Origin of the sequence: Pseudomonas sp. B21-059, from assembly GCF_026016285.1 — a bacterium.
In the GTDB taxonomy this organism is placed as follows: Bacteria; Pseudomonadota; Gammaproteobacteria; order Pseudomonadales; family Pseudomonadaceae; genus Aquipseudomonas; species Aquipseudomonas danubii.
The window spans coordinates 5,239,607-5,257,200 of the sequence record NZ_CP087201.1 but is presented as its reverse complement, the minus strand read 5'-3'; the positions used below and the strand labels follow the sequence as shown (position 1 = coordinate 5,257,200).

Genomic DNA, 17,594 nt, shown 5'->3' with positions numbered 1-17,594 from the left:
AGGTACCAGATCATAGGGCATTCCTGAGAGTTTGCAGGTGGGCGACCTGGTGGCTGAAATCAGCACCGGAAAGGCGCTGCCCGGACACCGGTTGCAGGGCTTGGCGCACAGCATCGACAGGCTGCTGGCTGAGCAGGGCGAGGACGTCCCACTGGGCTTCGGGTTCCAGTTGTTCGAAACCCGGATGGCGACGTCGTGCCCGGCGCCGGATATCCAGTTGCAGGGCCTGCAGCAGTGGGCCCTGGCCGCCATGGCGCAGGATGAAATCGGCACTGGCGCGCAGGTGTTCACGCAGTTGACGCCGGGCCTTGGGGGCCGGCGCCAGCAAAGGCCCCTGGCGGCTACCGGCCTGCCACAGCCACAGGCCGATCAACAGCGCCAGGGCTACCAACGCCTGGGGAAAATAGCGCCAGAGCAATTGCCACAGGCTCGGGTGGTCGGTGTTGAACAGCAGGGTCACGGCCGTATCGGTATTGAGGTACCACAGCAGCCAGGCGTTGTCGTACAGGCCGATGGCCGGGGTTTTCCAGATGTCGGCGTCGGTCAGCACGGTGACCGAGCCCTGGCCGTAGTCGAGCTGGATCATGTGGGTGGCCACGCCGCTGTTGGCCCAGGACTGGGCCAGGCTGTCAGGGTCGTCCAGGTGGAAGGCGGTGTCGAAGCCGATGTAGGCCGGGGCCTGTTCGTCTTCCAGATAGACTTTGGTCAGCTTTGGAAAGGCGTCGTTGGCTTCCTGTTCCGGCGGCTCCTCGAGGTCTTCACTGAGCTGTTGATGGATCTGCACCCGATCCAGCAGCAAGTCACCGCTTTGCTGGGTGTCATCGTCCCACAGGGCTTCGGCGACAAAAATCAGCCGGCCACCGGCACGGGCCCAATCCAGCACCTGGTCGGCCTGGCGCGGGCTCATGTTCGAGCGCTCCCCCAGCAACAGCAGGCTGTTGCCGGCGGGCTTCAAGGTGGCCAGTACTTCCAGGCCGTTGGCGTGATCGACCTTGAGGCCGCGTTCGCGCATAAACATCTCGGCGGCCAGGTAGGGATTGGCGCGGGCTTCGGGCGACGGGCCGTGATCGACGAGTTCCTGATAGGGCGTGGCGTGGCGGTACAGGTAGTAGCCGGCGGCTCCCAGTACCAGGATCAGCAACAGGGCCAGGCTGCCCCAAAGATAGCGCTTCATGCTGGCGCTCCTGGGCCGAACAGACTGCGCCAGGCGTCGCACAGTTGCGGTTGCAGATCGGCGCCGGGAATCCGGTGACCGTAGGCCATGTTCTGCCAATGCTCCGTCAGCTCGCGGCTGAAGGCTTCCAGGGGCGGTTGCTGCAAGGCCTTGATCCGCTCCAGTACCTGGCCTTCGGTATCGGCCACGCTCAGGGGCAGATGAAAGTCTTCCAGCAGGCGACTGAGCAGTGCCCGATACAGCAGGCCCAGGGCTTCCCGGGGCTGACTGGACCAGAGCTCCTCGGCGCGGGCGGCCACATCGGCAGGCAAGGTTTCGCTGCTGACGTCCAGGCCGAACAGTTGCTGGGGGATCGCGGCGGGGCGTTTTTTGCGCGGTAGCGGACGGCGGCTGACAAAGGCTCGCAGCCAATCGCGGTAGCGCCAGATCAGCCAGCCCAGGGCCCCTAGCAGCAAGGCCCAGAGGAGGATTTCCAGGCCCTTGGCGAGGCTGCCGAAACTGTTGTTGTCGAGGTTCTCAAGCAGGCTCTTGAGCCAGCCCGGCGGCTTGTCCTTGGCGTCTTTCTTCTGTGCCTGCTCTTCGCCGAAGCGGTAGCGGGTGACCGACTCCTGGTTCTTGAACGGCGGCTTTTCCAGGATGCCCTGGATGCTGTCCTTCGAGGCTTTGCTGGTCAGCGGTTGCTGCAGCAGTCGTGGCGCTTCGGGGCCTGCCACGGAACTGCTGGGAGTGGCTGCCCAGATCGATGCGCCCGGCATCGCCAGCATCAGGCCGGTCACCAGCAGCAGCGCCGCGACGCCCGCCAGACGCTGGCGCAGGCGGCGGAAAACCAGTTCGATGTCCCAGGCCTCTAGCTCGGTGCGGCGGTTGAGGTACAGGCTGAAGCCACAGGCCACGTAGATGGGCTCCCAGATCACCAAGACCAGAGCGTAGAAGGCGTTGGTCAGGTGTTCCAGCCAGAACCAGTCCTGCTGGGCGGCGATGACCAGGCTCTGCCAGCTCCAGTCCAGTTCGATCTGTTGCGGCAGCAGCAGGTAGAACAGCACCATCAACCCGATCCACAAGGCGCCTTCCAGGTGCATGCCGATCAGGGTCAACCAGCGTGCGGCCCCGGCATTGCGCTGCAGCAGGACCGCCAGGCGTTGTTGCCGGGCATCGCCACTCAGGCCTTCAAGTTGCACCACCGGCATGACAAAGCTGCGGCTCATGCTGAAGCGGCGCCAGGTCAGGCTGGCCAGCAATTGTGGCTTGAGCAAGCGTGGCCACTGCCTCAGCGCCTCTGCCAGGCTTGGGGTTTCACCGAACAGGGCTTTGGAGAGGATGAACAGTGGCAGGCGTTCGAAGGCCGGTTTCAGCCACCAGAACAACAGCACTGCCAAGGATGGGGATTGCCACAGCAGCAGGCTCAGCAGGGCGAACACCGGCAGGCTGACGATGGCCCAGCTGGTCATCAGCAGGCGCCGGTGACGTTGGCTCAGCAGTATCCCCAGGTCCATGGCTTCCCAGGGGTTGCGTGGGCGGATCGTCACGCTGGCGTCACTCAGGCGCATGGGATTCACGTCCGGCCAGGGTCAGGTACGCCACCACCAGGCTCCACAGGATGGCGCCGACGCTGTATTTGATCCAGGGCGCGGGCCAGGTCATGGAGGACCAGTAGGCTTCGATAAAGGCCGCGATCAACAAGAATACGATGACCCCGTAGACCAATTGCACGCTTATCCGCGCAGCCTGCAACAGGGCTTCGCCGCGGCTCAGGCGACCGGGGGCGATCAGTGCCCAGCCCAGTTTCAACCCGGCCGCACCGGACAGGGCAATGGCGCTCAGCTCGAAGGCGCCATGGCCGATGACAAAGGGCCAGAAGGTCTGGCCGAAGCCGATCTGGGTCAGGTGGCCGGCGATGGCGCCGATCATCAGGCCGTTGAAAAACAGGAAGAACACGCTACCCAGGCCAAACAGCAGGCCGCTGGCGAAGGTCTGAAAGGCGATGCCGATGTTGTGCATGATGTAGTAGCCGAACATCACCCAGTCCTGGCTTGAGGCGCGTTCGGCGACCCGTCCCAGGCGTCCGTCGGTGGGCTCGTACATGCTCTGCATTTCCGACACCTGCTCCGGGCTCACCAGGCTATAGACCAGTTCGGGGTAGAGGTACACCAACAGGCCGATACCCAGCAGGCTGCCGAAGAACAGCAGGCTGGCGATCAGTACCAGGCGCCACTCCTGGCGCACCAGACGCGGAAAACCGGCCAGTATGAAGCCCAGGACGTTGGCGCTGATGGCGGTGCGTTGCCGGTACAACTGCTGATGGCCGCGCAATACCAACTGCTGCAATGGATCGATCAGGTAACTGCTGTAACCGCGCTCCTGGGCCAGGGCCAGGTGCTGGCACAGGCGGCGGTAGTCCTGGACGAAGTTCTGGCAGTCCTCGGCTTTGACCCGGCGTCGCTCCAACTGGTCCAGCAGATGCTCGAACTGTTGCCATTGCGCCTGATGACGGTTCTCAAAAAGGCTTTGTTTCATGTCGTTCCCAGAAAACCGCGGGCGATGCCGTTGAGTTCGGCAGTGGCCTGGGCGGTGGGTACATGCAGCGGTTGTGCGAGGATCGCCGCCAGTTCCCGGGTGCGCTCGGCCGACAGTTGATTCTGACGTTCGGCAAACCCGAGAATCGCCCGTTGTTCGTTCAGGCTCAGGGCAAAAGGCGCGGAGCGGGGGACGGCGGGTGGCAGTTCCGGGCGCTTGACCGACTGCTCGCGATAGATCACCAGGGTGCCGGCGGCCAGGTCGCCCAGGCGCTTGAAGGTCGGGTGCTGCAGGCAACTGATCGCGCCAAGGAAGTAGCCGAACGGCAACATGTCGGCAAAGCGCAGCAGGTTGCGGGTCAGGGAGGCGCTCCAGCCAATGGGGGTGCCATCGTCCTGAACCACTCGCAGTCCCATTATTTGCTTGCCGGGAGAGCGGCCCTGGTTCAGCACCTCGAACAGCACCATGTACCACCAGCTGATCAGAAATAGCAGGATCGAACCGAGACCGATGCCGATCTCGCCGAAAAAGCCCAGCACAATGAACAGCAGGCCCAACACCAGCCCGCGGATGCCCAGATCGAGGGCAAACGCCAGGGTACGCACCAGCAATCCCGCCGGTCGCAGCGGCAGATCGATGCCCTCGGGGGTTTCGACCTGATACCGCGTATCCAGTGGCGGGTGCAGCGATGCGTTCCTTGGCGTTGCTGTCGTCTCAAGCATGGGCAACTTTGGGGCTTGGCCTGGTAGAGAAAAATCCAGCGCAGATGCTAGCAGTGTCCGAGGGGCAAACGACATCATTAACTGCTAATTCAACGTGGCGCTCTGTGTGCCGCCGGTTCGCGCGGCTGGCCCTGGGGATGCTTGAGCGCCTAGACTGCGGCGGTCTTTCAGTTCAGGAACAGGCCGTGACTTCCCTCTTTTGGTACGACTACGAAACCACCGGCATCAATCCTCGCAGCGATCGCCCGTTGCAAGTGGCCGGTATTCGCACCGATCTGGCGCTCAATGAGATCGACGAACCGGTCAACCTATACTGCCAGCCCAGCGACGATATCCTGCCGCACCCGGTGGCCTGCATGATCACCGGCATCACCCCGAGCCGGCTGGCGGCGCAGGGCTTGAGCGAGGCGGATTTCATGACCCGGGTGCACGGGCAACTGGCGCGCCCTGGGACTTGCGGCGTTGGCTACAACACCTTGCGTTTCGACGATGAAGTGACCCGCTACAGCCTGTATCGCAATTTCTTCGATCCCTATGCCCGTGAATGGCAGGGTGGCAACAGCCGCTGGGACCTGATCGATGTGGTGCGTACGGCCTACGCTCTGCGTCCCGAGGGGATCGTCTGGCCGCAGGAGCAGGGGCAGGTGACCCTCAAGCTGGAGCGCCTGACCGCCGCCAATGGTATCGACCACGGCCAGGCCCACGATGCACTGTCCGATGTCCGCGCCACCATTGCCTTGGCGCGTCTGATTCGCGACAAGCAACCCAAGCTCTATGACTGGCTGTTTCAACTGCGCAGCAAGCAGCGGGTGATGGATCAGATCCGCCTGCTGCAGCCTCTGGTGCATATTTCCGGGCGTTTCTCTGCGGCCCGGCACTACATCGGGGTGGTGCTGCCCCTGGCCTGGCACCCACGCAACCGCAATGCGCTGATCGTTTGTGACCTGCATCTGGATCCGCAGGGGCTGCTGGATCTGGATGCCGAAACCTTGCGTCAGCGTTTATATACGCGGCGCGAAGATCTTCTGGACGGTGAGCTGCCAGTGCCGTTGAAACTCATCCATATCAATCGCTGCCCGGTAGTGGCGCCCTTGAATGTCTTGCGCGTGGAGGATCAACAACGGCTGCACTTGGACATGGAGCAGTACCAGCGCCGTGGCTTGCTTTTGACTGAAGCCCAGGAAGTTTGGCGGGATAAACTTTCGGTGATTTATGGCCCTGACGAGTTCGCGGCCAGCGAGGACCCGGAGCAACAGTTGTACGACGGCTTTATTGGTGATCGCGATCGGCGTTTGTGTGAGCAAGTGCGTGAGGCTGATCCGTTGCATTTGGCTCAGCAACAGTGGCCATTTGATGATGAGCGCTTGCCTGAATTGCTCTTTCGCTACCGTGCCCGCAACTTTCCAGAGACATTGGATAAAACTGAGCAAGAGCGTTGGCGCGGGTTCTGTCAGCAACGTTTGCTTGACCCGAAACTCGGCGCGCCCAATACCCTGGAAAGTTTTGCTCAGGGACTTGAGCAATCGTTGTTAAGTGCTGATCCGAAGCAGCGCCAGGTGCTGGATGAGTGGCGCGAGCATGTTCGGGCCTTGGCTGGGCGCCTGGCTCTTTGAACGATGGCCCCGGCTCTGGAACAGGTTGCCGGGGCATAAAAAAACGCCAGCGGGCTGGCGTTTTTCAATCGGACTGCAGGAGCCCGGGCGCTCACTGGCAAGGCTTAGCCCAGCAGGGTTGCCCAGCCTTCAACCACATCGCCGCCCCACTTGGCTTTCCACTCTTTCAGAGTCTTGTGGTTGCCACCTTTGGTTTCGATGACTTCACCGTTGTGCGGGTTTTTGTACTGTTTAACTTTACGAGCACGCTTGGTGCCGGTGGTTTTTACTGCGGCGCGTGGTGCTTTAACTTTCGAGTCCGGATCCAGCAGGGCGATGATGTCGCGCAGGGACTTGGAGTACTCGCCCATCAGGCTGCGCAGTTTGCCTTCGAATTCCAGTTCGGTTTTCAGTTTGTCGTCTTGGGACAGGTTTTTCAAACGTGCTTGCAGTTCTTTAATGGCTTCTTCTGTAGCACGGTATTCGTTGATCAGGGACATGTGGACTACCTTATTGAGCGCTGAGTGGCTGGGTGACAATGTCGCAATAATAGTCAGAGAGTATGTGCAAGTAAACATAATACCGCTGTTTTATTTGTCTCTCTTAGTGTGTTTAGACGTAAAAATCATTTCGGTATTTAATAGGTCGAAGGGTTCAACTGCGCTATTCACAAACTAGTTGTGCGCTATTGGCAAGTGTCGGTATCTGTCGTTGCAGTGGCTGTGGATTAGGCGTTTCAAGCGGCGATTGCCAATCTAATCAAGGCCCGGCGCGCAATGGATACTGCAGTTTTTTCGCGCAGTGGCTAGAATGGCGACCTTTGCGAAGTTCTGGAGTTTCCCCCTCATGCGCACCTTTCGGTTGGTGATTTCTTGCCCTGACCGCGTTGGCATCGTTGCCAAAGTCAGTAACTTTCTGGCCTCCCATAACGGTTGGATCACCGAAGCGAGCCACCACTCGGACAACCTCAGTGGCTGGTTCTTCATGCGCCACGAGATTCGTGCCGATTCCCTGCCTTTTGGCCTGGAGGCTTTTCGCGAGGCATTTGCGCCGATCGCCGAAGAGTTCTCGATGGACTGGCGAATCACTGATACCGCCGAGAAAAAGCGTGTGGTGCTCATGGCCAGTCGCGAGTCCCATTGCCTGGCCGACTTGTTGCACCGCTGGCACAGCGATGAGCTGGACTGTGAGATCGTCTGTGTGATCTCCAACCACGATGACCTGCGCAGCATGGTCGAGTGGCACGGTATTCCTTATTACCACGTACCGGTCAATCCCCAGGACAAGGAGCCGGCTTTCGCCGAGGTCTCGCGTCTGGTCAAACAGCACGACGCCGAAGTGGTGGTGCTGGCGCGCTACATGCAGATCCTGCCGCCGGCGTTGTGCAGCGAATATGCGCACAAGGTGATCAACATCCACCACAGCTTCCTGCCGTCCTTCGTCGGTGCCAAGCCTTACCACCAGGCTTCTCTGCGTGGGGTGAAGCTGATTGGCGCCACCTGCCACTACGTCACCGAAGAGCTGGACGCCGGTCCGATCATCGAGCAGGACGTGGTACGGGTCAGCCACAGCGACAGCATCGAGGACATGGTGCGTTTCGGTCGTGATGTGGAGAAGATGGTCCTGGCCCGCGGCCTGCGCTACCACCTGGAAGACCGGGTGCTGGTGCACGGCAACAAGACCGTGGTGTTCTGATTGAAAAAAAAACCAGGAGCGGGGGGTCAATATCCCGCTCCTGGTTCTGTAAATCACGAGGTCAGCCCGATGACCGATCCACTGGATAAAGCCACTTCCCAGGCCCCCGCGACCCTCGGCGAGGGGTGCTTGAGCCGCTATGACCCCGATGAACTTGATGCCGATGACGGCACCGAGTTTCCGGGTGCCGCCCAACTGTGGGAACAGTTGCAGCAGGAGCTCGCGCCGCAACCGCAGTGAGTGGTTCGCCGGCAAGCCGGCTTCTATTTTAAAGCTTGGCAATCGGCTCCTCGCGTAGGAGCCGACTCGCCGGCGAAAGGGCCCTGAGGCCCGTCATCAAATCCTGAAACTGCCTACCAGATGCTTCAAGCGCGCTGCTTGCTGTTCCAGATCGGAGCAGGCCCGCAGTGTCGCCTGGAGGTTTTCCACGCCTTCCTGGTTCAGCGTATTGATTTCGGTGATGTCCATGTTGATGGACTCCACCACCGAAGTCTGTTCCTCGGTGGCGGTGGCCACCGACTGGTTCATGCCGTCGATTTCACCAATGCGCTGGGTCACGCTGTTCAGGCGTTCTCCTGCCTGGTTGGCGATCTCCACGCTGTCCTGGCTGTGACGCTGGCTGTTGCTCATGGTGCTCACCGACTCGCGGGCGCCCACTTGCAGTTCCTCGATCATGGTCTGTACCTGCTGCGCCGACTCCTGGGTGCGGTGCGCCAGGTTGCGCACTTCGTCGGCAACCACGGCAAATCCGCGGCCGGCCTCACCTGCACGGGCGGCTTCAATGGCGGCGTTGAGTGCCAGCAAGTTGGTCTGTTGGGAAATGCTGGTGATGACTTCGAGAATCTGCCCGATGTTCACGGTCTTGCTGTTCAGGGTCTCGATGTTGCTGCTGGAGGCGCTGATCATGTCCGACAGCTGGTTCATCGCCTGGATGCTGCGATCCACCACCTGCTGGCCGTCTTCAGCCAGGTTGCGGGCGTCGCTGGCCTGCTGCGAGGCCTGGGCGGCATTACGGGCGATTTCCTGGGCCGCGGCCCCCAGTTGATTGATGGCAGCGGCGACACTGTTGGTGCGACTGGCCTGCTCATCGGAGTTGAGCATCGATGAGTTGGAGGCGCTGACCACCCGCAGGGCTACTTCGTTGACATGCTCGGTGGCCGAGGAGACTTCGCGGATCGAACCGTGGATACGTTCGACAAAACGGTTGAAGGCGGTACCGAGGATGCCGAATTCGTCCTGGTTGTGGATGTTCAGGCGGCGGGTCAGGTCGCCTTCGCCATCGGCAATGTCTTGCATGGCGCGGGTCATCACATGCAGGGGCTGCATGAGCAGGCGAATCAGCAGGCCCAGCAGGGCGATGGTCAGGGCCACGGCGGTCAGGGTGGCGATCAGGGCCGAGGTACGGAATTCGCTGAGCATGGCGAAGGCCTTGTCCTTGTCCACCGACAGGCCGATGTACCAGTTCACCGAAGACAGGCCCTTGATCGGGGTGAAGGTGACGATGCGGGTTTTGCCGTCGACGCTGACCTCACTGAGCTCGCTGCTGATGCGCGGGGTGTCCTGGGGATAGACGTCCTTGAGATTCTTCATCACCAGGTTCTTGTCCGGGTGCACCAGGATCTTGCCGTCGGCGCTGATCAGGAAGGCGTAGCCCATGCCGTCGAAGTCCAGGGCATTGATGCTGTCGGCAATCACCTGCAGGCTGAGGTCGCCGCCCACTACACCAACACGCTGGCCGGCCTTGATCACGCTGTCGACAATGGAAATCACCAGTTGGCCGGAGGCCAGGTCGATATAGGGTTCGGTCAGGGCCGAGCCATTGGTGCTCTCGGCACTCTTGTACCAAGGACGTGCGCGAGGGTCGTAGCCGTCGGGCATCTTGCTGTTCGGACGGATGATGAAGGTGCCATCCTTGTTACCCAGGTAAGCCCCCATGAAGGTTGAGCTCACGGACTTCTGTTCCAGCAGATTGCTGACATTGGTCGGGTCGGGGTTCAGCGCTACCGATTGCGAGATGTTCTCGATCAGCAAGGCGCGACCGGCGAGCCAGGTCTGAATATTTTTTGCCGTAACGTCGCCCATTTCCTGAAGATAGTTGTCCAGATCATCACGAATGGCGTTGCGTTGCAGGTAATCGTTGTAGAGCGTGAATAGCGCAAATGCAGCTATGACGATCAGCGAGGCGGCAAGCAGGATCTTGTGGCTGAAGCGCAGATTTTTGTTCATGGCTTGGTGTGTCCGCTAAGGTCTTTGAGTCCAGGGCATCGGGTTGGAAAAGCGCGCAGAATGGGCGGTGTTATAAGTAAGCTGATATCTCCATCTATCCCAAAGGAATTACCTGACCTTTATTTCAGATACTTCTGATCCATCATTTCTTCATATCGACCGTGTAAGGCCAAAGCTTAACCAGGGGTGACAAAATGCCTGATTCATCGCAACTCGTTATCGGTGCCGACCTTGGTGGTCAGCCGATCGCTCAGGCCATGCGCCTGGCCAACCGCCATGGCCTGGTGGCGGGCGCCACCGGCACTGGCAAGACCGTGACCTTGCAACGCCTGGCCGAGGCCTTCAGTGACGCCGGGGTGGCGGTGTTCGCCGCGGATATCAAAGGCGATTTGTGCGGGCTGGGGGCGGCGGGCAATCCACAGGGCAAGATCGCCGAACGGATCGCCGGCATGTCGTGGCTTGAGCATAAGCCTCAGGCGTATCCGGTAACGCTATGGGATATCCAGGGCCAGTCCGGTCATCCCTTGCGCACCACCTTGAGCGAAATGGGTCCGCTATTGTTGGGCAGCCTGCTTGAGCTCACCGACAGCCAGCAGTCTGCGCTGTATGCCGCGTTCAAGGTGGCGGACCGTGAAGGGCTTTTGTTGCTGGATTTGAAGGATCTAAAGGCGCTGCTCAATCACCTCAAGGACAACCCTCAACTGCTGGGAGATGACGCGGCGCTGATGACCACAGGTTCCAGTCAGGCGCTGTTGCGGCGCTTGGCGACCCTGGAGCAGCAAGGGGCGGAAGCTCTGTTCGGTGAGCCTGCGTTGCAACTGGAAGATATTCTGCAACCGGCGGCCGATGGCCGTGGGCGGATTCATCTGCTCGATGCCAGCCGTCTGGTGCATGAGGCGCCGAAAGTCTATGCGACCTTCCTTTTATGGCTGCTGGCTGAGTTGTTCGAGCAATTGCCGGAACGCGGTGATGCGGACAAGCCTGTGCTGGCGCTGTTTTTCGACGAGGCCCACTTGCTGTTTGCGGGCACTCCCAAGGCTTTGCAGGATCGACTGGAGCAGGTGGTACGGCTGATTCGTTCCAAGGGGGTGGGGGTGTATTTCGTGACCCAATCGCCAGGGGATTTGCCGGACGATGTGCTGGCTCAACTGGGCCTGCGTATTCAGCATGGCTTGCGGGCGTTCACCGCCAAGGAGCAGAAGTCGTTGCGGGCTGTGGCCGATGGTTTCCGTCCGAACCCGGACTTCGATGCGCTGGCGGTGCTCACTGAGCTGGGTATCGGCGAGGCGCTGGTGGGTACTCTGCAAGATAAGGGCACGCCGGAGATGGTCCAGCGCGTGTTGGTGGCGCCTCCGCAATCGCGAGTCGGACCTTTGACCGAGGCTGAGCGCAAGGCCCTGATCGCCAGTTCGCCGTTACAGGGGCGTTATGACAAGCCTATCGATCGTGAGTCTGCCTATGAGGTGTTGGTGGGGCGCAAGGACCTGGCGCCTGAAGCGCAGGCGACGCCCGACAAGCCCGGCGCTGAAGAACCGAGTCTGGCTGACCGGGCGGGTGAGTTCCTCGGCACGGCGGCCGGGCAGGCGTTGAAGTCAGCCATGCGTCAGGCGGCCAATCAGTTGGGCCGGCAATTGGTCAGGGGGCTGATGGGGTCGTTGCTGGGTGGCAGCAAGCGGCGCTGAAGCCTGGCGTCTGGGTCAGCCCCGTGGTTTGGCGTGGCTGGCCAGGCGCTCCAGGGCGGCACGCAGATTGGGATCGGTGATGCCTTCGGCTGTGGCCTGGATGGTTTCGGCGGCGTTGTTCGACAGATCCATGGTGTGCCCCACTGCGCCCTGTTGGACCGTGGGTGGCTGGACCTTGAACAGGATGCGCGTGAGGTTGCTGAACTCGTTGAACTCCTGCAATTGGCGCTGCAGGCGTTTTTGCTGATAGCGCAGGCGCGTAGCCCAGTGGCCATCGGTGACGATCAGCAGCAAGCTGCCTTCTCGCCAGGAGGCGACGTGGCAATGTTCGCGAGCAGCCGGTTGCAACTGGCTCTCCAGCAGGCGCTGCAGATGCGCCAGGCGCTGGGCGTGGCCGAGTATGGCTTTGAGTGGCTTGGCTTCGCGAAGAAGAACGGCAGGCGCGCGTGCCGTAAGGGGGCGAAATGCCATGATCAGAAACCTGAAGTTACAGAGGCGCCATGGTAGCAGAAAGCGCCCGGGGCACCGCCCTCATTGCTTTTTCGTACTTTGACTACTTTCTGGCGCTTTGCTGATCGTAATCATTAAGTTCTGTGGTCAATGGGCTTGAAGTTCGGCAAAAAGCCCTTATTTTAGGTGAGCCCCGTCACAGCGCTGTGCCAGCATCGTGGAATAACGCCACTTTCCTCACCATCGTTTCCGGGTAGAATGCTCGTTCGCATGCGGCCATGAGGGCTGCTCGGGCGACTCACGGGGCCGCCCTCCAACCCTATGTGTGGAAGATCCTGCCGATATGTTTGCGCCTTTGTTAAAGAAACTTTTTGGAAGCAAGAACGAGCGTGAAGTCAAACGCATGCTCAAGACGGTACAAATCGTCAATGCCTTCGAAGAGCAAATGGTGGCCCTTTCGGACGATCAATTGCGTGCCAAGACTGCCGAGTTCAAGGCCCGTATCGCCAAGGGTGAAACCCTCGACAAATTGCTTCCCGAAGCCTTCGCGGTCGCCCGTGAAGCCGGTAAGCGCGTCATGGGGATGCGTCACTTCGACGTGCAGTTGATCGGTGGCATGACCTTGCATGAAGGCAAGATCGCCGAGATGCGTACCGGTGAAGGCAAGACCCTGGTGGCAACCCTGGGCGTCTACCTCAACGCACTGTCCGGCAAGGGCGTGCACGTAGTGACGGTGAACGACTACCTGGCTCGCCGTGACGCCAACTGGATGCGTCCGCTTTATGAATTCCTCGGCCTGACTGTTGGCGTGGTCACGCCGTTCCAGCCGCCGGAAGAGAAGCGCGCCGCCTACGCCGCCGACATCACCTACGGCACCAACAACGAATTCGGTTTCGACTACTTGCGCGACAACATGGCTTTCAGCATGGAAGACAAGTTCCAGCGCGAGCTCAATTTTGCCGTGATCGACGAAGTCGACTCGATCCTTATCGACGAAGCCCGTACCCCGTTGATCATCTCTGGTCAGGCTGAAGACAGTTCCCGCCTGTACACCGAAATCAACAAGCTGATCCCGCGTCTCGAGCAGCACATCGAGGAAGTGGAAGGCCAGGTCACCAAGGCTGGTCACTTTACTGTCGACGAGAAGACCCGTCAGGTCGAGCTCAACGAAGCCGGTCACCAGTTCATCGAAGAAATGCTGACCCAGGTCGGCCTGCTGGCGGAAGGCGAAAGCCTGTACTCGGCCCACAACCTGGGCTTGTTGACTCACGTCTATGCCGGCCTGCGTGCCCACAAGCTGTTCAATCGCAACGTCGAATACATCGTCCAGGATGGCCAAGTGGTCCTGGTGGACGAGCACACCGGCCGGACCATGCCGGGGCGTCGCCTGTCCGAAGGCCTGCACCAGGCCATCGAAGCCAAGGAAAACCTCAACATCCAGGCCGAGAGCCAGACCCTGGCCTCGACCACTTTCCAGAACTACTTCCGTCTGTACACCAAGCTGTCCGGCATGACCGGCACCGCCGACACCGAAGCCTTCGAGTTCCATCAGATCTACGGCCTGCAGGTGATGGTGATTCCGCCAAACAAGCCGCTGGCTCGTAAGGACTACAACGACCTGGTGTTCCTGACCGCGGACGAGAAATACGCCGCGATCATCAATGACATCAAGGAGTGCATGGCCCAGGGCCGTCCGGTACTGGTAGGTACTGCGACCATCGAAACCTCCGAGCACATGTCCAACCTGCTCAACAAGGAAGGCATCGAGCACAAGGTCCTGAACGCCAAGTTCCACGAGAAGGAAGCGGAAATCATCGCCCAGGCCGGTCGCCCGGGGGCCTTGACCATCGCCACCAACATGGCCGGTCGTGGTACCGACATCCTGCTGGGTGGTAACTGGGAAGTGGAGGTCGCCTCTCTGGAGAACCCGACGCCTGAGCAGATCGCCCAGATCAAGGCCGATTGGCAGAAGCGTCACCAGCAAGTGCTGGAGTCCGGTGGCCTGCAGGTAATCGCTTCCGAGCGTCACGAGTCGCGCCGTATCGACAACCAGCTGCGTGGTCGTGCTGGTCGTCAGGGTGACGCCGGTTCCAGCCGTTTCTACCTGTCCCTGGAAGACAGCCTGATGCGCATCTTTGCCTCTGACCGGGTGAAGAACTTCATGAAAGCGTTGGGCATGCAGTCCGGCGAGGCGATCGAGCACCGCATGGTGACCAACGCCATCGAGAAGGCTCAGCGCAAGGTGGAAGGCCGCAACTTCGACATCCGTAAGCAATTGCTGGAGTTCGACGACGTCAACAACGAGCAGCGTAAAGTGATCTATCACATGCGCAACACCTTGTTGGCTGCGGACAACATTGGCGAAACCATCGCCGATTTCCGCCAGGACGTGCTCAACGCCACCGTCAGCGCGCATATTCCGCCGCAATCGCTGCCCGAGCAGTGGGACGTGGCCGGTCTGGAAGAGTCGATCCAGAGCGGTTTCGGTGTAAGCCTGCCGATCCAGCAGTGGCTCGACGAAGACGATCACCTGTACGAAGAAACCCTGCGCGAGAAGCTGCTCAACGAGTTGATCGCCGCGTACAACGAGAAAGAAGACCAGGCCGGTGCCGAAGCGCTGCGTTCTTTCGAGAAGCAGATCGTACTGCGGGTGCTGGATGACTTGTGGAAAGACCACCTGTCCACCATGGACCACCTGCGCCACGGTATTCACCTGCGCGGTTATGCGCAGAAGAACCCGAAGCAGGAGTACAAGCGCGAGTCCTTCACCCTGTTCTCCGAGTTGCTGGATTCCATCAAGCGCGACTCGATCCGCGTCCTGTCCCATGTGCAGGTTCGTCGCGAAGATCCGGCCGAGGAAGAGGCACGCCTGCGTCAGGAAGCCGAGGCACTGGCTCAGCGCCTGCAGTTCGAACACGCCGAGGCTCCGGGTCTGGATCAGCCGCAAGCGCAGGAAGAAGGGGTGGATGTCGATGTCGCCCTGGCTACCGCGCCAGTGCGCAACGAACAGAAACTGGGACGCAACGAACTGTGCTACTGCGGTTCGGGCAAGAAGTACAAACACTGTCACGGCCAGATCAACTAAGATCCTCGCCAGACACTGAAACACCCGCGCCGTGACGGCATCCGCCGTCGCGGCGTTTTTCCATTTGCAACACCGTCTTTTGAGACGACGGTGCAGACACCTGATAAGAGGAGCGCATTCATGGCTGTTGGTCTTGGTCCTTTGCCTACGTTGCACCCGGTTGCCGGTTTTGAGCTCGGTATCGCTTCGGCCGGCATCAAGCGCCCCGGGCGCAAGGATGTGGTGGTCATGCGCTGTGCCGAAGGCTCCACCGTAGCCGGTGTGTTCACGCTCAACGCGTTCTGCGCCGCGCCGGTGATTCTGGCCAAGCAGCGTGTGCAGGGGGCGGTGCGTTATCTGCTGACCAACACCGGTAATGCCAACGCCGGCACCGGCGAGCCGGGCCTGGCTGCTGCCACCCGCACTTGCGCCAAGCTGGCGGAGCTGACCGGCGTCGATGCCAGCGCTGTGCTGCCGTACTCCACTGGGGTGATTGGCGAACCGCTGCCGGTAGAGAAAATCGAGGGGGCTCTGCAAGCCGCACTGGATGACCTGTCCGTGGACAACTGGGCGGCTGCGGCCACCGGGATCATGACCACTGACACCTTGCCCAAGGGCGCCAGCCGCCAGTTCCAGCACGATGGCGTGACCATCACCGTGACCGGCATCAGCAAGGGGGCGGGGATGATCCGTCCGAACATGGCCACCATGCTCGGCTACATCGCCACCGATGCCAAAGTCTCCCGGGAAGTGCTGCAAAACCTGTTGCTGGACGGTGCCAACAAGTCGTTCAACCGCATCACCATCGACGGCGATACCTCCACCAACGATTGCTGCATGCTGATCGCTACCGGTCAGGCCAAGCTGCCGGAAATCACTAAGGCCGAGGGCCCGCTGTTCGCTGCCCTGAAGCAGGCGGTGTTCGAGGTGTGCATGGACGTGGCCCAGGCCATCGTCCGTGATGGCGAAGGTGCAACCAAGTTCGTCACCGTTGAAGTCAACGGCGGTGGCACTCACCAGGAATGCCTGGACGTGGGCTACACCGTGGCTCACTCGCCGCTGATCAAGACCGCCCTGTTCGCCTCCGATCCGAACTGGGGCCGCATTCTCGCCGCCGTCGGCCGTGCTGGCGTAGCGGATCTGGATGTCAGCAAGATCGATGTGTTCCTCGGTGAAGTCTGCATTGCCAGCCGTGGTGCGCGTGCTGCCAGCTACACCGAGGCCCAGGGCGCGGCCGTGATGCAGCAGGAAGAAATCACCATTCGCATCGAACTGGGGCGTGGTGCTTGCAGCGAAACCATCTGGACCACTGATCTGTCTCACGAGTACGTGAAGATCAACGCGGAATACCGCACTTAAGCACCTCTCCGGCAACGCTGCTCCAGCCACTGTGGGAGCCGGCTTGCCGGCGAAGCGCGCATCTCAACGCCTGGCCCGTGAGGGCCAGGCCCAATGCCTGATCAGAGGAAACAGTGCGGTGAAACGAGTACATGTGGCTGCGGCCGTCATCCGGGATGCCAGCGGCAAGATCCTGATTGCCCGGCGTGCCGATACTCAGCATCAAGGTGGCCTGTGGGAGTTTCCCGGAGGCAAGGTCGAGGCTGGCGAAGTGGTACAAACCGCGCTGGCCCGCGAGCTGCAGGAAGAGTTGGGTATCGTCGTACAGACGGCGCGCCCGCTGATCAAGGTGCAGCACGATTACCCGGATAAACAGGTGTTGCTGGATGTCTGGGAGGTTTCGGCATTCAGCGGCGAGCCTCACGGCGCCGAAGGCCAGCCCCTGGCCTGGGTCAGCCCTCGTGAGCTGGCCGATTATGAATTCCCCGCGGCCAATCAGCCGATTGTCGCTGCAGCGCGTTTACCCGCTCACTACCTGATTACCCCAGAAGGCCTGGAAACCCCGACCTTGCTGCGGGGCATGCAGAAGGCCATTGCCCAGGGCAGCAAGCTGATTCAGTTGCGCGCCCCTGGTGGCTACGATCCGCAGTACCGCGATCTGGCGGTGGATGCAGTGGGCCTGTGTGCGGGCAAGGCGCAGTTGATGCTCAAGGGGCCTTTCGAGTGGCTGGGGGATTTCCCATCTGCCGGCTGGCACATTACTGCGGCGCAATTGCGCAAGTACGCCAGTGCTGGACGGCCTTTTGGCAAGGATCGCTGGCTGGCTGCCTCCTGCCATAACGCCGAGGAGCTGTCCCTGGCGCAGCAGATGGATGTGGATTTCGTGACCTTGTCCCCGGTGCAGCCGACCCAGACTCACCCCGATGCCCAACCCCTGGGCTGGGAGCAGGCGCAGCAGTTGCTCAGTGGTTTCAACAGGCCTGCCTATCTGCTGGGAGGCGTGGGGCCTGCCGAGTGCCAGCAAGCCTGGGAAGCCGGTGCTCAAGGTGTTGCCGGTATCCGTGCCTTCTGGCCCCAGGACTGAAGGCATCCTCTGTGGCAGTGCTGGCAGCGGCTGTCTATGGAGCTGGCTTGCCA

At 60.9% G+C, this 17,594-nt stretch carries 14 protein-coding genes and 1 pseudogene; 7 read left to right on the top strand and 8 right to left on the bottom strand.

The annotated features are described in order from the left end of the window. Window positions 1-10: 10 nt before the first annotated feature. The 4 genes from LOY69_RS23190 to LOY69_RS23175 are packed head-to-tail and all read right to left on the bottom strand — an operon-like array spanning window position 11 to window position 4,410. Complete coding sequence (locus tag LOY69_RS23190) at window positions 11-1,174, bottom strand: DUF4350 domain-containing protein (RefSeq protein ID WP_110594886.1); 1,164 nt, start codon at window positions 1,172-1,174, stop codon at window positions 11-13. Further along, window positions 1,171-2,721: a DUF4129 domain-containing protein gene (locus LOY69_RS23185; RefSeq protein ID WP_123394084.1), complete on the bottom strand. Its 1,551-nt coding sequence runs from the start codon at window positions 2,719-2,721 to the stop codon at window positions 1,171-1,173. The genes LOY69_RS23190 and LOY69_RS23185 overlap by 4 nt, the downstream gene beginning before the upstream one ends. Next, window positions 2,708-3,688, bottom strand: a complete 981-nt coding sequence (locus LOY69_RS23180; protein ID WP_265073638.1) for a stage II sporulation protein M — start codon at window positions 3,686-3,688, stop codon at window positions 2,708-2,710. Before LOY69_RS23180 ends, LOY69_RS23185 begins: the two co-directional genes overlap by 14 nt. Then, complete coding sequence (locus tag LOY69_RS23175) at window positions 3,685-4,410, bottom strand: RDD family protein (protein WP_102880700.1); 726 nt, start codon at window positions 4,408-4,410, stop codon at window positions 3,685-3,687. The genes LOY69_RS23180 and LOY69_RS23175 overlap by 4 nt, the downstream gene beginning before the upstream one ends. A 185-nt stretch (window positions 4,411-4,595) precedes the next feature. Between LOY69_RS23175 and sbcB the strand changes: the two genes are divergently transcribed. Further along, on the top strand, window positions 4,596-6,023 hold the full coding sequence (gene sbcB, locus LOY69_RS23170) for an exodeoxyribonuclease I (RefSeq protein ID WP_110651400.1): 1,428 nt from the start codon (window positions 4,596-4,598) through the stop codon (window positions 6,021-6,023). A 104-nt stretch (window positions 6,024-6,127) separates the two neighbouring features. On the opposite strand, the gene mvaT is transcribed toward sbcB, so the two are convergent. Continuing rightward, window positions 6,128-6,502, bottom strand: a complete 375-nt coding sequence (mvaT, locus tag LOY69_RS23165) for a histone-like nucleoid-structuring protein MvaT (RefSeq protein ID WP_102860539.1) — start codon at window positions 6,500-6,502, stop codon at window positions 6,128-6,130. Between the two features lie 346 nt (window positions 6,503-6,848). On the opposite strand from mvaT, the gene purU reads away from it, so the two are divergent. Both purU and LOY69_RS23155 read left to right on the top strand, forming a co-directional pair. After that, complete coding sequence (gene purU, locus LOY69_RS23160; protein ID WP_102880993.1) at window positions 6,849-7,697, top strand: formyltetrahydrofolate deformylase; 849 nt, start codon at window positions 6,849-6,851, stop codon at window positions 7,695-7,697. Window positions 7,698-7,766: 69 nt separating this feature from the next. Further along, complete coding sequence (locus tag LOY69_RS23155) at window positions 7,767-7,937, top strand: hypothetical protein (RefSeq protein ID WP_180988429.1); 171 nt, start codon at window positions 7,767-7,769, stop codon at window positions 7,935-7,937. A 96-nt stretch (window positions 7,938-8,033) separates the two neighbouring features. On the opposite strand, the gene LOY69_RS30665 is transcribed toward LOY69_RS23155, so the two are convergent. Together LOY69_RS30665 and LOY69_RS30660 are read right to left on the bottom strand one after the other, a co-directional pair. After that, a complete protein-coding gene (locus LOY69_RS30665) occupies window positions 8,034-8,798 on the bottom strand; it encodes a methyl-accepting chemotaxis protein (protein WP_371826169.1) in 765 nt (254 codons plus the stop codon). Between the two features lie 93 nt (window positions 8,799-8,891). Further along, window positions 8,892-9,923 (bottom strand): annotated as a pseudogene (locus LOY69_RS30660) (cache domain-containing protein); the annotation flags it as partial. Between the two features lie 194 nt (window positions 9,924-10,117). On the opposite strand from LOY69_RS30660, the gene LOY69_RS23145 reads away from it, so the two are divergent. After that, complete coding sequence (locus LOY69_RS23145; RefSeq protein WP_265073637.1) at window positions 10,118-11,605, top strand: DUF853 domain-containing protein; 1,488 nt, start codon at window positions 10,118-10,120, stop codon at window positions 11,603-11,605. Window positions 11,606-11,620: 15 nt separating this feature from the next. On the opposite strand, the gene LOY69_RS23140 is transcribed toward LOY69_RS23145, so the two are convergent. Then, a complete protein-coding gene (locus tag LOY69_RS23140; RefSeq protein ID WP_102860543.1) occupies window positions 11,621-12,076 on the bottom strand; it encodes a DUF721 domain-containing protein in 456 nt (151 codons plus the stop codon). A 322-nt stretch (window positions 12,077-12,398) separates the two neighbouring features. Here LOY69_RS23140 and secA point away from each other — a divergent pair, with 322 nt between their 5' ends. From secA to LOY69_RS23125, 3 genes are all read left to right on the top strand, one after another. Continuing rightward, entirely contained in the window at window positions 12,399-15,140 is a 2,742-nt protein-coding gene (secA, locus tag LOY69_RS23135; RefSeq protein WP_102860544.1) for a preprotein translocase subunit SecA, read from the top strand. 120 nt (window positions 15,141-15,260) lie between these two features. Next, window positions 15,261-16,478 carry a bifunctional glutamate N-acetyltransferase/amino-acid acetyltransferase ArgJ gene (argJ, locus tag LOY69_RS23130; RefSeq protein ID WP_102880697.1) on the top strand — a complete coding sequence of 406 codons (1,218 nt, stop codon included), beginning with the start codon at window positions 15,261-15,263 and terminating at the stop codon, window positions 16,476-16,478. A 118-nt stretch (window positions 16,479-16,596) separates the two neighbouring features. After that, window positions 16,597-17,541: a Nudix family hydrolase gene (locus tag LOY69_RS23125; RefSeq protein ID WP_265073636.1), complete on the top strand. Its 945-nt coding sequence runs from the start codon at window positions 16,597-16,599 to the stop codon at window positions 17,539-17,541. Window positions 17,542-17,594: the final 53 nt, after the last annotated feature.

Excerpts from the sequence above, each read along its gene's own strand:
- LOY69_RS23190 (WP_110594886.1), bottom strand. The coding sequence starts at position 1,174 with ATGAAGCGCTATCTTTGGGGCAGCCTGGCCCTGTTGCTGATCCTGGTA.
- LOY69_RS23185 (WP_123394084.1), bottom strand. The coding sequence starts at position 2,721 with ATGCGCCTGAGTGACGCCAGCGTGACGATCCGCCCACGCAACCCCTGG.
- LOY69_RS23180 (WP_265073638.1), bottom strand. The coding sequence starts at position 3,688 with ATGAAACAAAGCCTTTTTGAGAACCGTCATCAGGCGCAATGGCAACAG.
- LOY69_RS23175 (WP_102880700.1), bottom strand. The coding sequence starts at position 4,410 with ATGCTTGAGACGACAGCAACGCCAAGGAACGCATCGCTGCACCCGCCA.
- mvaT (WP_102860539.1), bottom strand. The coding sequence starts at position 6,502 with ATGTCCCTGATCAACGAATACCGTGCTACAGAAGAAGCCATTAAAGAA.
- purU (WP_102880993.1), top strand. The coding sequence starts at position 6,849 with ATGCGCACCTTTCGGTTGGTGATTTCTTGCCCTGACCGCGTTGGCATC.
- LOY69_RS23155 (WP_180988429.1), top strand. The coding sequence starts at position 7,767 with ATGACCGATCCACTGGATAAAGCCACTTCCCAGGCCCCCGCGACCCTC.
- LOY69_RS30665 (WP_371826169.1), bottom strand. The coding sequence starts at position 8,798 with ATGCTCAACTCCGATGAGCAGGCCAGTCGCACCAACAGTGTCGCCGCT.
- LOY69_RS23145 (WP_265073637.1), top strand. The coding sequence starts at position 10,118 with ATGCCTGATTCATCGCAACTCGTTATCGGTGCCGACCTTGGTGGTCAG.
- LOY69_RS23140 (WP_102860543.1), bottom strand. The coding sequence starts at position 12,076 with ATGGCATTTCGCCCCCTTACGGCACGCGCGCCTGCCGTTCTTCTTCGC.
- secA (WP_102860544.1), top strand. The coding sequence starts at position 12,399 with ATGTTTGCGCCTTTGTTAAAGAAACTTTTTGGAAGCAAGAACGAGCGT.
- argJ (WP_102880697.1), top strand. The coding sequence starts at position 15,261 with ATGGCTGTTGGTCTTGGTCCTTTGCCTACGTTGCACCCGGTTGCCGGT.